Annotated in this window: 13 protein-coding genes; 11 read left to right on the forward strand and 2 right to left on the reverse strand. The window is 58.5% G+C overall.

The genetic code is table 11. The features are described 5' to 3' along the window. Positions 1-48: 48 nt before the first annotated feature. From nuoG to nuoN, 8 genes are all read left to right on the forward strand, one after another. Positions 49-2,772, forward strand: a complete 2,724-nt coding sequence (gene nuoG / locus MOQ06_RS05965) for an NADH-quinone oxidoreductase subunit NuoG (protein WP_242171913.1) — start codon at positions 49-51, stop codon at positions 2,770-2,772. Further along, positions 2,769-3,746: an NADH-quinone oxidoreductase subunit NuoH gene (gene nuoH, locus MOQ06_RS05970; protein ID WP_003861490.1), complete on the forward strand. Its 978-nt coding sequence runs from the start codon at positions 2,769-2,771 to the stop codon at positions 3,744-3,746. The genes nuoG and nuoH overlap by 4 nt, the downstream gene beginning before the upstream one ends. Positions 3,747-3,759: 13 nt before the next feature. After that, positions 3,760-4,302 (forward strand): NADH-quinone oxidoreductase subunit NuoI, encoded by a 543-nt coding sequence (gene nuoI, locus MOQ06_RS05975; RefSeq protein WP_003861491.1) that lies wholly within the window; start codon positions 3,760-3,762, stop codon positions 4,300-4,302. A 10-nt stretch (positions 4,303-4,312) separates the two neighbouring features. Further along, positions 4,313-4,867, forward strand: a complete 555-nt coding sequence (gene nuoJ / locus MOQ06_RS05980) for an NADH-quinone oxidoreductase subunit J (RefSeq protein WP_148419920.1) — start codon at positions 4,313-4,315, stop codon at positions 4,865-4,867. After that, entirely contained in the window at positions 4,864-5,166 is a 303-nt protein-coding gene (gene nuoK / locus MOQ06_RS05985; RefSeq protein WP_003861496.1) for an NADH-quinone oxidoreductase subunit NuoK, read from the forward strand. The genes nuoJ and nuoK overlap by 4 nt, the downstream gene beginning before the upstream one ends. Further along, positions 5,163-7,004 carry an NADH-quinone oxidoreductase subunit L gene (gene nuoL, locus MOQ06_RS05990; protein WP_148419918.1) on the forward strand — a complete coding sequence of 614 codons (1,842 nt, stop codon included), beginning with the start codon at positions 5,163-5,165 and terminating at the stop codon, positions 7,002-7,004. Before nuoK ends, nuoL begins: the two co-directional genes overlap by 4 nt. A gap of 76 nt (positions 7,005-7,080) precedes the next feature. Further along, on the forward strand, positions 7,081-8,610 hold the full coding sequence (nuoM, locus tag MOQ06_RS05995; protein ID WP_148419917.1) for an NADH-quinone oxidoreductase subunit M: 1,530 nt from the start codon (positions 7,081-7,083) through the stop codon (positions 8,608-8,610). A 6-nt stretch (positions 8,611-8,616) separates the two neighbouring features. Then, entirely contained in the window at positions 8,617-10,074 is a 1,458-nt protein-coding gene (gene nuoN / locus MOQ06_RS06000) for an NADH-quinone oxidoreductase subunit NuoN (RefSeq protein WP_148419916.1), read from the forward strand. Between the two features lie 91 nt (positions 10,075-10,165). Here nuoN and MOQ06_RS06005 read toward each other — a convergent pair whose 3' ends face one another. Then, positions 10,166-11,170, reverse strand: a complete 1,005-nt coding sequence (locus MOQ06_RS06005; protein ID WP_242171916.1) for a chemotaxis protein — start codon at positions 11,168-11,170, stop codon at positions 10,166-10,168. Positions 11,171-11,234: 64 nt separating this feature from the next. Next, the gene (gene rbn / locus MOQ06_RS06010) at positions 11,235-12,152 is read right to left on the reverse strand and encodes a ribonuclease BN (protein WP_242171919.1); all 918 of its coding nucleotides are present in this window, start codon (positions 12,150-12,152) and stop codon (positions 11,235-11,237) included. A 71-nt stretch (positions 12,153-12,223) separates the two neighbouring features. Between rbn and MOQ06_RS06015 the strand changes: the two genes are divergently transcribed. The 3 genes from MOQ06_RS06015 to menF all read left to right on the forward strand — a co-directional run bounded on the left by MOQ06_RS06015 (position 12,224) and on the right by menF (position 14,426). Further along, entirely contained in the window at positions 12,224-12,685 is a 462-nt protein-coding gene (locus MOQ06_RS06015) for a GNAT family N-acetyltransferase (protein WP_176609845.1), read from the forward strand. Between the two features lie 53 nt (positions 12,686-12,738). Further along, positions 12,739-13,044 (forward strand): stress response protein ElaB, encoded by a 306-nt coding sequence (elaB, locus tag MOQ06_RS06020; RefSeq protein WP_148419912.1) that lies wholly within the window; start codon positions 12,739-12,741, stop codon positions 13,042-13,044. An 86-nt stretch (positions 13,045-13,130) separates the two neighbouring features. Further along, on the forward strand, positions 13,131-14,426 hold the full coding sequence (menF, locus tag MOQ06_RS06025) for an isochorismate synthase MenF (protein ID WP_242171923.1): 1,296 nt from the start codon (positions 13,131-13,133) through the stop codon (positions 14,424-14,426). Positions 14,427-14,432: the final 6 nt, after the last annotated feature.

Consider the following 14,432-nt stretch of genomic DNA (forward strand, 5'->3'; position numbering starts at 1 on the left):
AATTTTGATTAACGCTCGAAGCAATTCGAGACAACTGGAAGCATGCTAATGGCTACGATTCATGTAGACGGCAAAGAATACGAAGTCAACGGGGCGGACAACCTGCTGGAAGCTTGTCTGTCTCTTGGCCTCGATATTCCGTACTTTTGCTGGCATCCGGCGCTGGGCAGCGTCGGTGCTTGCCGCCAGTGTGCGGTGAAGCAATATCAAAACGCGGAAGACACGCGTGGTCGCCTGGTGATGTCCTGTATGACGCCAGCCGCCGAAGGCACTTTTATTTCGATTGATGACGAAGAAGCCAAACAGTTCCGCGAAAGCGTGGTGGAATGGCTGATGACCAACCACCCGCACGACTGTCCGGTTTGCGAAGAGGGCGGTAACTGCCACCTTCAGGATATGACCGTCATGACCGGTCACAGCTTCCGTCGCTATCGCTTTACCAAGCGTACCCACCGTAACCAGGATCTGGGGCCGTTCATCTCTCACGAAATGAACCGCTGCATCGCCTGCTACCGCTGCGTGCGTTACTACAAAGATTACGCAGACGGTCAGGATCTGGGCGTGTACGGCGCGCATGACAACGTCTACTTTGGCCGTCCGGAAGACGGTACGCTTGAGAGCGAATTCTCCGGTAACCTGGTAGAAATCTGTCCGACCGGCGTATTCACGGATAAAACGCACTCCGAGCGCTACAACCGTAAGTGGGACATGCAGTTTGCGCCAAGCATCTGCCAGCAGTGTTCGCTGGGCTGTAACACCAGCCCGGGCGAGCGCTACGGCGAACTGCGTCGCATCGAAAACCGCTACAACGGTACCGTTAACCACTACTTCCTGTGCGACCGCGGTCGTTTCGGCTATGGCTATGTGAACCTGAAGGACCGTCCGCGTCAGCCGGTTCAGCGCCGTGGCGACGACGTCATCACCCTCAACGCCGAGCAGGCGATGCAGGGCGCCGCGGATATTCTGCGCCAGTCGAAGAAAGTGATCGGTATCGGCTCCCCGCGCGCCAGCATCGAAAGCAACTTCGCGCTGCGCGAGCTGGTTGGGGCGGAAAACTTCTATACCGGTATAGCCCAGGGCGAACAGGAGCGCCTCCAGCTGGTGCTGAAGGTGCTGCGTGAAGGCGGCGTTCACACTCCTGCGCTGCGCGAAATCGAATCCTACGATGCGGTTCTGGTGCTGGGTGAAGACCTGACTCAGACCGGCGCTCGCGCGGCTCTGGCGGTTCGCCAGGCGGTGAAGGGTAAAGCGCGTGAAATGGCAGCGGCGCAGAAAGTGGCTGACTGGCAGATTGCGGCAATCCTGAACATCGGCCAGCGCGCGAAGCATCCTCTGTTTGTGACTAACGTCGACAACACCCGTCTGGACGACATCGCCGCGTGGACCTACTGCGCGCCGGTTGAAGATCAGGCGCGCCTTGGCTTTGCCATTGCCCACGCGCTGGACGGCAACTCTCCGGCCGTTGAGCTGGATCGCGACCTGCAAAACAAGGTCGACGTGATTGTTCAGGCGCTGGCGGGGGCGAAAAAGCCGCTGATTATCTCCGGGACCAACGCCGGAAGCGCCGAGATCATTCAGGCCGCAGCGAACGTTGCCAAAGCCCTGAAGGGCCGCGGTGCGGACGTCGGTGTGACCATGATTGCCCGTGCCGTGAACAGCATCGGTCTGGGCATGATTGGCGGCGGCTCGCTGGAAGAAGCGTTAAGCGAACTGGAATCCGGTGCCGCTGACGCCGTTGTGGTGCTTGAAAACGATCTGCATCGCCATGCGTCTGCCGCACGCGTTGACGCCGCGCTCTCCAAAGCGCCGCTGGTGATGGTAATTGACCATCAGCGCACGGCGATTATGGACAAAGCGCACCTGGTGCTCTCTGCGGCAAGCTTCGCAGAAAGCGACGGTACGGTGATCAACAACGAAGGCCGCGCGCAGCGTTTCTTCCAGGTTTATGACCCTGCGTACTACGACAGCAACACCATCATGCTGGAAAGCTGGCGCTGGCTGCACTCCCTGCACAGCACCGTGCAGAGCCGTGAAGTGGACTGGACGCAGCTCGACCACGTTATCGATGCGGTAGTCGAAAAACTGCCTCAGCTGGCGGGCATTAAAGATGCCGCGCCTGAAGCAAGCTTCCGCATTCGCGGCCAGAAGCTGGCGCGTGAACCGCACCGTTACAGCGGCCGTACCGCAATGCGCGCCAACATCAGCGTGCACGAACCGCGCCAGCCGCAGGATAAAGACACCATGTTCGCCTTCTCCATGGAAGGGAACAACCAGCCGTCCGCGCCGCGTTCGCAAATCCCGTTTGCATGGGCGCCGGGCTGGAACTCCCCGCAGGCATGGAACAAGTTCCAGGCTGAAGTGGGCGGCTCCCTGCGCCACGGCGATCCGGGCGTGCGTCTGATTGAAGCCTCCGAAACCGGTCTGGACTTCTTCACCACCGTTCCGGCGAGCTTCCAGGCGCAGGAAGGGCACTGGCGTATTGCGCCGTACTATCATCTGTTTGGTAGCGACGAAATGTCCCAGCGTTCACCGGTATTCCAGCAGCGCATGCCGCAGCCGTACATCAAGCTCAACCCGGCGGATGCCGCTAAGCTTGGCGTTAACGCGGGCGCGAACGTTGCCTTTAGCTATGACGGCCAGACAATCAGCCTGCCGCTGATTATCTCTGAAAGCCTGACAGCAGGGCAGGTTGGTCTGCCGATGGGTATGCCAGGCATCGCGCCGGTCCTGGCGGGTGCGCACCTTGATAACCTGCAGGAGGCAAAAGCATGAGTTGGTTAACGCCGGATCTTATCGACATCCTGCTGAGCATTCTGAAAGCGGTTGTGATTCTGCTGGTGGTGGTCACCTGCGGTGCGTTCATGAGCTTTGGTGAACGTCGTCTTCTCGGTCTGTTCCAGAACCGTTACGGACCGAACCGCGTGGGCTGGGGTGGTTCACTCCAGCTGGTCGCGGACATGATCAAGATGTTCTTTAAAGAGGACTGGGTTCCGCGCTTCTCGGATCGCGTGATCTTTACTCTGGCACCGATGATCGCCTTCACCTCGCTGCTGCTGGCGTTTGCTATCGTTCCGGTCAGCCCGACCTGGGTGGTGGCTGACCTGAACATCGGCATTCTGTTCTTCCTGATGATGGCAGGCCTCGCGGTTTACGCGGTGCTGTTCGCAGGCTGGTCCAGTAACAACAAATACTCGCTGCTGGGTGCGATGCGTGCTTCCGCGCAGACCCTGAGCTACGAGGTGTTCCTGGGGCTCTCCCTGATGGGCGTGGTGGCGCAGGCCGGTTCATTTAACATGACCGACATCGTCAACAACCAGGCCGACATCTGGAACGTTATCCCGCAGTTCTTTGGGTTTATTACCTTTGCTATCGCGGGCGTGGCGGTGTGTCACCGTCACCCGTTTGACCAGCCAGAAGCCGAACAGGAACTGGCCGACGGTTACCACATTGAATATTCCGGCATGAAGTTCGGTCTGTTCTTCGTGGGCGAGTACATCGGTATCGTCACCATTTCCGCGTTGATGGTAACGCTGTTCTTTGGTGGCTGGCATGGCCCGTTCTTACCGCCGTTCATCTGGTTCGCGCTGAAAACCGCGTTCTTCATGATGATGTTCATTTTGATTCGCGCAGCGTTACCGCGTCCGCGTTATGACCAGGTAATGTCCTTCGGCTGGAAAGTGTGCCTGCCGCTGACGCTCGTCAACTTGTTGGTAACGGCGGCTGTCATTCTCTGGCAGCAGCCATAAGGGGCTATAGACCATGACCTTAAAAGAATTATTGGTAGGTTTCGGCACCCAGGTACGCAGTATCTGGATGATCGGCCTGCACGCGTTTGCCAAACGCGAAACCCGGATGTACCCGGAAGAGCCGGTATATCTGCCGCCGCGCTACCGTGGCCGTATCGTGCTGACGCGCGACCCGGACGGTTCCGAGCGCTGCGTTGCCTGTAACCTGTGTGCGGTAGCGTGCCCGGTCGGCTGTATCTCTCTGCAAAAAGCAGAGACGGTAGACGGCCGCTGGTATCCTGAGTTCTTCCGCATCAACTTCTCACGCTGCATCTTCTGCGGCCTGTGCGAAGAAGCGTGCCCAACCACGGCGATTCAGCTGACTCCAGACTTCGAGCTGGGTGAGTACAAGCGTCAGGATCTGGTGTACGAGAAAGAGGATCTGCTGATTTCCGGTCCGGGCAAATACCCGGAATATAACTTCTACCGGATGGCGGGTATGGCAATCGACGGCAAAGATAAGGGCGAAGCAGAGAACGAAGCTAAGCCTATCGACGTCAAGAGCCTGTTACCGTAAGGAGAGGGCAATGGAATTCGCTTTTTATATCTGTGGCCTTATCGCCATCCTGGCTACGCTACGAGTGATTACGCACACCAATCCGGTGCATGCGCTGCTGTATTTAATCATCTCGCTGCTGGCCATTTCCGGGGTGTTCTTCGCGCTGGGCGCGCACTTTGCGGGCGCGCTGGAAATCATCGTCTACGCCGGGGCCATTATGGTGCTGTTCGTGTTCGTGGTGATGATGCTGAACCTGGGCGGCTCTGAAATTGAGCAGGAACGTCAGTGGTTAAAACCGCAGGTGTGGATTGGCCCGGCAATTTTGTCGGCCATCATGCTGGCGGTGATTGTTTACGCCATTCTCGGCGTCAACGACCAGGGTATCGACGGTACGCCGATCGGCGCTAAAGAGGTCGGTATCACGCTCTTTGGCCCATACGTTCTGGCGGTTGAACTGGCTTCAATGCTGCTGCTGGCGGGTCTGGTTGTCGCCTTCCACGTCGGACGCGAAGAGCGTTCTGGCGAGGTGCTGAGCAACCGCACCGACGACCGCGCGAAAAGAAAAACGGAGGAGCGCGCATGATCCCCTTAACACATGGACTGATCCTCGCTGCGATTTTATTCGTTCTGGGCTTAACCGGTCTGGTTATCCGCCGCAATCTGCTGTTTATGCTGATTGGTCTGGAAATCATGATTAACGCTTCCGCGCTGGCCTTTGTGGTCGCCGGTAGCTACTGGGGCCAGACCGATGGTCAGGTGATGTACATTCTCGCCATCAGCCTCGCGGCTGCCGAAGCGAGTATTGGCCTGGCGCTGTTGCTGCAGCTCCATCGTCGCCGCCAGAACCTGAACATCGATTCAGTAAGTGAGTTGCGTGGATGAACATGCTTGCCTTAACCATTATTTTTCCGCTAATTGGCTTCCTGCTGCTGTCGTTCTCGCGCGGCCGCTGGTCTGAAAATCTGTCTGCCACCGTCGGCATGGGCTCTGTTGGCCTGGCTGCTCTGGTGACGGCATATGCGGGTGTCGACTTCTTTAACAACGGGCGTCAGGCCTTCAGCGTGCCGCTGTGGAACTGGATGTCGGTCGGTAACTTTAACATCGGTTTTAACCTGGTGCTGGATGGTCTGTCTCTGACCATGCTCTCCGTGGTCACCGGCGTGGGCTTCCTGATCCACATGTTCGCCTCCTGGTATATGCGCGGTGAAGAGGGATACTCCCGCTTCTTCGCCTACACCAACCTGTTTATCGCCAGCATGGTGGTTCTGGTCCTGGCCGATAACCTGCTGCTGATGTATCTGGGCTGGGAAGGCGTGGGCCTGTGCTCTTACCTGCTGATCGGCTTCTACTACACCGATCCGAAGAATGGCGCAGCGGCCATGAAAGCGTTCGTCGTGACCCGCGTGGGTGACGTCTTCCTCGCGTTCGCGCTGTTCATTCTCTACAACGAACTGGGCACGCTGAACTTCCGCGAAATGGTGGAACTGGCGCCGGCGCACTTCGAAGCAGGCAATAACATGCTGTGGTGGGCGACGCTGATGCTGCTGGGTGGTGCCGTGGGTAAATCCGCGCAGCTGCCGCTTCAGACATGGCTGGCCGACGCGATGGCGGGTCCAACCCCGGTCTCTGCGCTGATCCACGCCGCAACCATGGTGACCGCCGGTGTTTACCTGATTGCGCGTACCCATGGCCTGTTCCTGATGACGCCTGAGATTCTGCATCTGGTGGGTATCGTTGGTGCGGTGACGCTGGTGCTGGCAGGCTTTGCCGCGCTGGTCCAGACCGACATCAAGCGCGTTCTCGCGTACTCCACCATGAGCCAGATTGGCTACATGTTCCTGGCGCTGGGCGTTCAGGCGTGGGACGCGGCCATTTTCCACCTGATGACGCACGCGTTCTTTAAAGCGCTGCTGTTCCTCTCATCCGGTTCGGTGATCCTGGCCTGCCACCACGAGCAGAATATCTTCAGGATGGGCGGACTGCGTAAGTCCATCCCGCTGGTTTATGTCTGCTTCCTGGTGGGCGGCGCGGCGCTGGCGGCACTGCCGCTGATTACCGCGGGCTTCTTCAGTAAGGACGAAATCCTTGCGGGTGCCATGGCGAATGGTCATATCAATCTGATGGTTGCGGGTCTGGTCGGTGCGTTCATGACCTCCCTGTATACCTTCCGTATGATTTTCATCGTATTCCACGGTAAAGAACAAATTCACGCTCACGCAGGGAAGGGGATTACTCATCACCTGCCGCTGATTGTGCTGCTGGTACTGTCCACCTTCGTTGGCGCGATGATTGTGCCACCGCTGCAGGGCGTACTGCCGGCGACAACCGAGCTTGAGCACGGTCGCGTTCTGACGCTTGAAATTACCTCCGGCGTGGTCGCAATTGCGGGCATCCTGATTGCTGCATGGCTGTGGCTGGGTAAACGCACGCTGGTGACTGCCGTTGCCAACAGTGCGCCAGGCCGTCTGCTGAGCACCTGGTGGTACAACGCGTGGGGCTTCGACTGGCTGTACGACATGATCTTCGTTAAGCCGTTCCTGGGCATTGCGTGGCTGCTGAAGCGCGACCCGCTGAACAGCCTGATGAACATCCCGGCGATCCTCTCTCGCTTCGCAGGTAAAGGCCTGCTGTTCAGCGAGAACGGTTATCTGCGCTGGTATGTGGCGTCCATGAGCATCGGTGCGGTTGTCGTGCTGGCGCTGCTGATGGTGTTGCGTTGATCGTTAAGTGAATTTTATTCGAATTCGTTGAAAATCAGGCCCCTGTTGGGGGCCTTAAAAAGGAATATAAATCGCCATGTTACTACCCTGGCTAATATTAATTCCCTTCATCGGCGGCTTCCTGTGCTGGCAGACTGAACGCTTTGGCGTGAAGATGCCGCGCTGGATCGCGCTGATCACCATGGGATTGACGCTCGCGCTTGGCCTGCAACTCTGGTTGCAGGGTGGCTACTCACTGACCCAGTCTGCGGGGCTTCCGCAGTGGCAGTCTGAGTTCATTTTGCCGTGGATCCCGCGTTTCGGCATCACGATCCACCTGGCCATTGACGGTCTGTCGCTGCTGATGGTGGTGCTGACCGGCCTGCTCGGCGTTCTGGCGGTACTGTGTTCCTGGCGTGAAATCGAAAAATACCAGGGCTTCTTCCACCTGAACCTGATGTGGATCCTGGGCGGCGTTATCGGCGTGTTCCTGGCCATCGACATGTTCCTGTTCTTCTTCTTCTGGGAGATGATGCTGGTGCCGATGTACTTCCTGATCGCGCTGTGGGGCCACAAGGCCTCCGACGGTAAAACGCGTATCACGGCGGCAACCAAGTTCTTCATCTACACCCAGGCGAGCGGTCTGGTGATGCTGATTGCTATCCTGGCGCTGGTGTTCGTGCACTACAACGCGACCGGCGTCTGGACCTTCAATTATGAAGACCTGCTGAAGACGCCGATGTCCCACGGCGTGGAATACCTGCTGATGCTGGGCTTCTTCATCGCCTTCGCGGTGAAAATGCCGGTGGTACCGCTGCACGGCTGGCTGCCGGACGCGCACTCCCAGGCGCCAACGGCGGGTTCCGTTGACCTCGCGGGTATCTTGTTGAAAACCGCGGCCTACGGTCTGCTGCGTTTCTCCCTGCCGCTGTTCCCGAACGCCTCCGCGGAGTTCGCACCGATTGCCATGTGGCTGGGTGTGATCGGTATCTTCTACGGCGCGTGGATGGCCTTCACGCAGTACGACATCAAACGTCTGATTGCTTACACCTCCGTTTCCCACATGGGCTTCGTGCTGATTGCTATTTACACCGGCAGCCAGCTGGCGTACCAGGGCGCGGTGATTCAGATGATTGCGCACGGTCTCTCCGCTGCGGGTCTCTTCATCCTGTGCGGTCAGCTGTACGAACGTCTGCATACCCGCGACATGCGTATGATGGGCGGCCTGTGGGGCAAAATGAAGTGGCTGCCAGCGCTTTCCATGTTCTTCGCGGTTGCCACCCTGGGGATGCCGGGTACCGGTAACTTCGTCGGCGAATTTATGATCCTGTTCGGCAGCTTCAAAGTGGTTCCGATGATCACCGTCATCTCCACCTTTGGTCTGGTGTTCGCTTCCGTGTACTCGCTGGCGATGCTGCATCGCGCTTACTTCGGTAAAGCGAAGAGCGAAATTGCTGCAAAAGAACTGCCGGGGATGTCGCTGCGCGAGCTGTTCATCATCCTGCTGCTGGTCGTACTGCTGGTGCTGCTGGGCTTCTATCCGCAGCCGATTCTGGATACCTCGCACTCCGCGATGGGTAATATCCAGCAGTGGTTTGTTAATTCTGCTTCTACTACAAGGCCGTAATTCGCCATGACAATAACTCCACAACAACTGATCGCGCTGCTACCGCTGCTGATCGTCGGATTGACGGTGGTGGTTGTGATGCTCTCCATTGCGTGGCGACGCAATCACTTCCTGAATGCGACCCTGTCCGTTCTGGGTCTGAACGCTGCGTTAGTCTCCCTCTGGTTTGTTGGCCAGGCGGGAGCGATGGACGTCACGCCGCTGATGCGCGTTGACGGCTACGCCATGCTCTACACCGGTCTGGTGCTGCTGGCGAGCCTGGCAACCTGTACCTTTGCGTACCCGTGGCTCGAAGGCTACAACGACAACAAAGAAGAGTTTTACCTGCTGGTACTGATTGCCGCACTGGGCGGTATTCTGCTGGCGAATGCGAACCATCTGGCCGCGCTGTTCCTCGGTATTGAGCTGATCTCTCTGCCGCTGTTCGGCCTGATTGGCTACGCCTTCCGCCAGAAGCGTTCTCTGGAAGCGGCAATCAAGTACACCATTCTGTCCGCTGCCGCGTCGTCGTTCCTGCTGTTCGGTATCGCGCTGCTGTACGCACAGACGGGTAACCTCTCCTTCATGGCGCTCGGCAAGAGCCTCGGAGACGACATGCTGCACGAGCCGCTGCTGCTGGCGGGTCTGGGCATGATGATTGTTGGCCTTGGCTTCAAGCTGTCTCTGGTTCCGTTCCACCTGTGGACGCCAGACGTATACCAGGGCGCACCCGCGCCGGTCTCTACCTTCCTGGCGACGGCGAGCAAAATCGCTATCTTCGGCGTGGTTATGCGTCTGTTCCTGTACGCGCCGGTGGGCGACAGCGAAGCGGTTCGCGTGGTGCTGGGCATTATCGCCTTCGTTTCCATCATCTTCGGTAACCTGATGGCGCTGAGCCAGACCAACATCAAGCGTCTGCTGGGCTACTCCTCTATCTCTCATCTGGGCTACCTGCTGGTGGCGCTGATTGCGCTGCAAAGCGGCGAGATGTCGATGGAAACCGTGGGCGTGTATCTGGCCGGCTACCTGTTCAGCAGCCTCGGCGCGTTCGGCGTGGTGAGCCTGATGTCCAGCCCGTACCGTGGTCCGGATGCAGATTCTCTGTTCTCCTACCGTGGTCTGTTCTGGCACCGTCCAATCCTGTCCGCGGTGATGACCGTGATGATGCTCTCGCTGGCGGGTATCCCGATGACGCTGGGCTTTATCGGTAAGTTCTACGTGCTGGCCGTCGGTGTCCAGGCGGGTTTGTGGTGGCTGACTGCGGGCGTCGTTATCGGCTCCGCTATTGGTCTCTACTACTACCTGCGCGTAGCGGTGAGCCTGTACCTGAGCGCGCCTCAGCAGCTTAACCGCGATGCACCGTCCAACTGGCAGTACAGCGCCGGGGGTATCGTGGTGCTGATCTCTGCGCTGCTGGTGCTGATCTTCGGTATCTATCCGCAGCCGCTGATTGATATCGTGCAGCGAGCAATGCCATTAATGTAAAAGTAAAAAACCCGCCTCGGCGGGTTTTTTTATGGTTTTCGCCCTCTCCCGGTGGGAGAGGGACGGGGTGAGGGCACCAGCCCGCACCAACTTAAGCCAGCTGTTTCCTGCTAATCAGCGGCCCGTCAATTTTCTTCATCGAACGATCCAGCACTTCCTCAATCACCGACGACAGCTCGTTCAGCTCAAACTTCGCCACGTAGCCGTCCGCCTTCACTTTACGAATATGATCTTCGTTGGCGTTGCCGGAGAGCGACGAGTGGATCACCACCGGAATATCTTTCAGCAGCGGATCGGTTTTGATTTTGCGCGTCAGCGTGAAGCCGTCCATCTCCGGCATTTCGAGGTCGGTCAGCACCAGGGCAATTTTATCGGTGATCGGCACCCCTTCAGCCTGCGCCTGCGCGGCCAGCACGCCAATTTTCTCCCATGCGTCTTTGCCGGTGATGTGCAGCTGGGCCGGGATCTCCATCGCCTGCAACCCCTTCTCCAGCATCGAGCGCGCCACCTTTGAGTCTTCCGCAACAATCGCGACAGAGCCCGGCTTGATGTTGAATTTGGTGGTCTTCAGGTCAGTGGCGTGCAGATCGTGGTTGGCCGGGGTGATATCGTAGAGGATCTGCTCCACATCCAGCACCATCGCCAGATCGTTGGTATCGGTCTTCTCGTCCAGACAGGCGATGCTGGTGATATAGCGCCCGCTGACGGCGGTTTCGGCCGCGTGAACCTGCTTCCAGTCCAGACGCATGATGTTCTCCACCGATTCCACGGCAAACGCCTGCACGCTGCGGGCATATTCGGTGATCAGCAGTATGTTCAGCCCGGTTGCTGGCCTGCAGCCCGCGACGGCGGCAAGATCGATCACCGGTATAACCTGGTCGCGAATATTCACCATCCCCATCAGCGGAGACTTCATCCCCGCGGGTTTGGTGAACGTCGGCATCGGCACAATTTCGCGCAGCTTAAAAACGTTGATGCCGAACAGCTCGGATTTGTTTTCGTTCAGAGAGGTGCCAAGACGGAACAGCAACAGTTCAAAACGGTTGGACAGGGTCAGATTCGCCCTGTCATCAATATCTTTCTGGAAATTATCCATTCTACCCTCAAGAGAAATGCTGGCCTTTTAATCGTTATCGGCATCCTGAGGGAAAAGTGAAGGACTAAACGCTGACCTTAGCGAAATCTTCCGCCAGCTCACACGCCGGGAAGACCTCCCGACACTCCGCCAGCAGGCTTTGGCAGCCGCGGGCGTCGTAGCGCGAGCTGACGTGAGTGACAATCAGCTTCCCGACGCCTGCTTCACGGGCAAGCCGTGCCGCCTGACGCGTTGAGCTATGGCCCCGGCCGTTGGCCTTTTCCTCCATCGCAGCGTCCAGCGTCGCCTCATGCACCATCACGTCCACGCCTTGCGCAAGCCTCAGCGCTGAAGGGCAGGGGGCGGTGTCGCCGAATATCGCCAGTTTTTTGCCCGGCTGCGGCGGCGCGAGATAATCCTGGCCGTTGATAACGCGGCCGTCTTCCAGCGTGACGGTCTCTCCGTGCTTCAGGCGCTGAAACAGCGGGCCGGGTTTAACGCCATCGGCCTGCAGCGCGGCGGCGTTGAGCGCGCCGGGTTTATCATGCTCTTCCACGCGATAGCCATAGCACTCCACCGGATGGTTAAGCGGGTAGGCGCGCACCTGATAGTCGCCGTCGTCGAAGACCAGACCTTCGCCAATCTCCACCACCTCCAGCGGATAATCGGTCCATGAACCGCTCAGGCGCAGCGTGGTCTCAACAAATTCCTGAATACCCGCCGGCCCGTAAATCGTCAGCGGGTTGGCGTTGCCCGCCATTGAACGGCTGCACAGCAGGCCCGGCAGGCCAAACAGGTGATCGCCATGCAGATGCGTGATAAAGATCTTATCCAGCTTGCCGGGATGATATGAGGTATGCAGCAGCTGATGCTGCGTGCCCTCTCCACAGTCAAACAGCCACAGCCCGCCGCGGGTAGGATGCTTAAGATCCAGCAGAATTGCCGTCACGTTTCGTGAGCGGGTTGGCACCCCGGCGGACGTACCCAGAAAAATCAGTTCCATAACGCAATCAGCCCTTTGCCGAATGGGAAGGGGTTTAGTATAACGTGATGAACCCCAGGAAGGAGAAACACATGATCCAGTGGCAAGATTTACACCACGGCGAACTGACCGTTCAGTCACTATACGCCCTGCTCAGGCTGCGCTGTGAAGTCTTTATTGTTGAACAAACCTGCCCGTATCAGGATATCGACGGCGACGATCTGGTGGGTGAGAACCGGCATATCCTCGGCTGGCGGGGTGATGACCTGGTGGCGTATGCGAGGATTCTGAAAAGCGAGGACGATTTCGACCCCGTCGTTATTGGCCGGGTTATTGTCAGCGGCAGCGCCCGCGGTGAAAAGCTGGGCTATCAGCTGATGGAAAAAACGCTGGAAGCGTGCAGAAAACGGTGGCCTGACAAGGCGTTATACCTTGGCGCGCAGGCGCATCTGCAGCCTTTCTACGCCCATTTCGGTTTTGCCCCGGTGACGGAAATCTATGACGAGGACGGCATCCCGCACGTCGGCATGGCGCGCGAAGCGAAACAGGCGTAATGGCGAGACGTTGTCTATAGTTACCGGACTGGTGTACTAACATGGAGAACATTATGTCATTTCAATCCTGGGATTCCCGAGCAGACGACGACCTGACGCTGCTGAGCGAAACGCTGGAAGAGGTGCTTCGTTCGTCAGGCGATCCTGCCGATCAGAAGTACATTGAGCTTAAAGCGCGTGCCGAACAGGCGCTGCATGATGTGAAAAACCGCGTCAGCAACGCCTCCGACAATTACTACTACCGCGCCAAGCAGGCGGTATATCGTGCCGATGATTACGTCCATGAAAAACCGTGGCAGGGCATTGGCGTCGGGGCTGCCGTAGGGCTGGTGCTGGGCCTGCTGTTAGCCCGCCGTTAAGCCGCTAAACCCCTCCCTAAACGTGGGTACTGCTATTTATCGTCAGTACCCCGTATAATAGTAGGTTTTAACAGGGAGAGGTTCGCGTGCATTCGATTTTCCTCGCGCTGGAACGCCTGCGCACTCAGCTTGCGCAAGCGTTGCCCGCTACGCCCGGCTTACGTCATTTCGACGTTTCATTCCCGTTAAACGATGCCTTCGATCCCCTGGCATGGCTGGGCGCGCAGCGGAGCTATCCTCAGTTTTACTGGCAGCAGCGCAGCGGCGATGAAGAGCTTGCCGTGCTGGGAAGCCTCGTCCACTTTGATTCTCTGACCTCGGCTTCACGGTTTTTACGTGCCCAGGATGCGGCAGATGATACCCGCATCTGCGGCCTGAACGCCTTTAACCCGGCGCAGGGAAACCTGTTTTTGCCGCGCCTGCTCTGGCGACGGTCTGCCGGCGTCGCCACGCTGCGCCTGCAGCTCTGGAGCGAAACGTCCCTGCGCGAAGACGCCCGTCAGGCGCTGAGCGTTATAGACAGCCTGCGCGATGCCGCCCCAATTCGCCCGCTGTCCGTTCAGGTTGCGCAGGAAACGCATCATCCACAAAAGCCGGAGTGGCTGCGGCTGATCCGTCATGCGACGGATACCATCGCGCTCGGCGATGTCGAAAAAGTGGTGCTGGCGCGAGCGACGGATTTGCAGTGCAGGCAGCCCGTAGACGCGATTGCGCTGATGGCCGCCAGCCGCGCGCTGAACCTCAACTGCTACCATTTTTGTATGGTCTTCGATGCCGGCAACGCGTTTCTCGGTTCGACCCCCGAGCGCCTGTGGCGGCGGCGCGGCACGCTGCTGCGCACCGAAGCGCTGGCAGGCACCGTTGCCAGCCATACCGACGACAGGCAGGCCAGGCATTTAGGCGACTGGCTGATGAACGACGACAAAAATCAGCGTGAAAATATGCTGGTGGTGGAAGATATCTGCCAGCGTCTTCAGCACCATACCCGGACGCTTGAGGTACTGCCCCCGCAGGTGCTGCGTCTGCGCAAGGTACAGCACCTGCGCCGCTGCATCTGGACCGAGCTTAAACAGCCTGACGACGAGCAGTGTCTGCACGCCCTGCAACCGACGGCGGCGGTGGCCGGGCTGCCGCGTCAGGCCGCGCGTGAGTTTATTGAGAAAGTGGAGCCGTTTGATCGGGAGTGGTACGCCGGCTCGGCGGGCTATCTGTCGGTCGAACAAAGTGAATTCTGCGTGGCATTACGCTCCGCCCGCGTCCACGACGACGCGCTGCGCCTTTATGCCGGGGCGGGCATCGTCAGCGGCTCCGATCCGGAGCAGGAGTGGCAGGAGATAGAAAACAAAGCCGCCGGGCTGCGCTCCCTTCTCCTTAGGGATTAATACTGA

The organism is Enterobacter sp. I4, from assembly GCF_022669095.1.
GTDB classification, from domain to species: domain Bacteria; phylum Pseudomonadota; class Gammaproteobacteria; order Enterobacterales; family Enterobacteriaceae; genus Enterobacter; species Enterobacter pasteurii.

Excerpts from the sequence above, each read along its gene's own strand:
- nuoG (WP_242171913.1), top strand. The coding sequence starts at position 49 with ATGGCTACGATTCATGTAGACGGCAAAGAATACGAAGTCAACGGGGCG.
- nuoH (WP_003861490.1), top strand. The coding sequence starts at position 2,769 with ATGAGTTGGTTAACGCCGGATCTTATCGACATCCTGCTGAGCATTCTG.
- nuoI (WP_003861491.1), top strand. The coding sequence starts at position 3,760 with ATGACCTTAAAAGAATTATTGGTAGGTTTCGGCACCCAGGTACGCAGT.
- nuoJ (WP_148419920.1), top strand. The coding sequence starts at position 4,313 with ATGGAATTCGCTTTTTATATCTGTGGCCTTATCGCCATCCTGGCTACG.
- nuoK (WP_003861496.1), top strand. The coding sequence starts at position 4,864 with ATGATCCCCTTAACACATGGACTGATCCTCGCTGCGATTTTATTCGTT.
- nuoL (WP_148419918.1), top strand. The coding sequence starts at position 5,163 with ATGAACATGCTTGCCTTAACCATTATTTTTCCGCTAATTGGCTTCCTG.
- nuoM (WP_148419917.1), top strand. The coding sequence starts at position 7,081 with ATGTTACTACCCTGGCTAATATTAATTCCCTTCATCGGCGGCTTCCTG.
- nuoN (WP_148419916.1), top strand. The coding sequence starts at position 8,617 with ATGACAATAACTCCACAACAACTGATCGCGCTGCTACCGCTGCTGATC.
- MOQ06_RS06005 (WP_242171916.1), bottom strand. The coding sequence starts at position 11,170 with ATGGATAATTTCCAGAAAGATATTGATGACAGGGCGAATCTGACCCTG.
- rbn (WP_242171919.1), bottom strand. The coding sequence starts at position 12,152 with ATGGAACTGATTTTTCTGGGTACGTCCGCCGGGGTGCCAACCCGCTCA.
- MOQ06_RS06015 (WP_176609845.1), top strand. The coding sequence starts at position 12,224 with ATGATCCAGTGGCAAGATTTACACCACGGCGAACTGACCGTTCAGTCA.
- elaB (WP_148419912.1), top strand. The coding sequence starts at position 12,739 with ATGTCATTTCAATCCTGGGATTCCCGAGCAGACGACGACCTGACGCTG.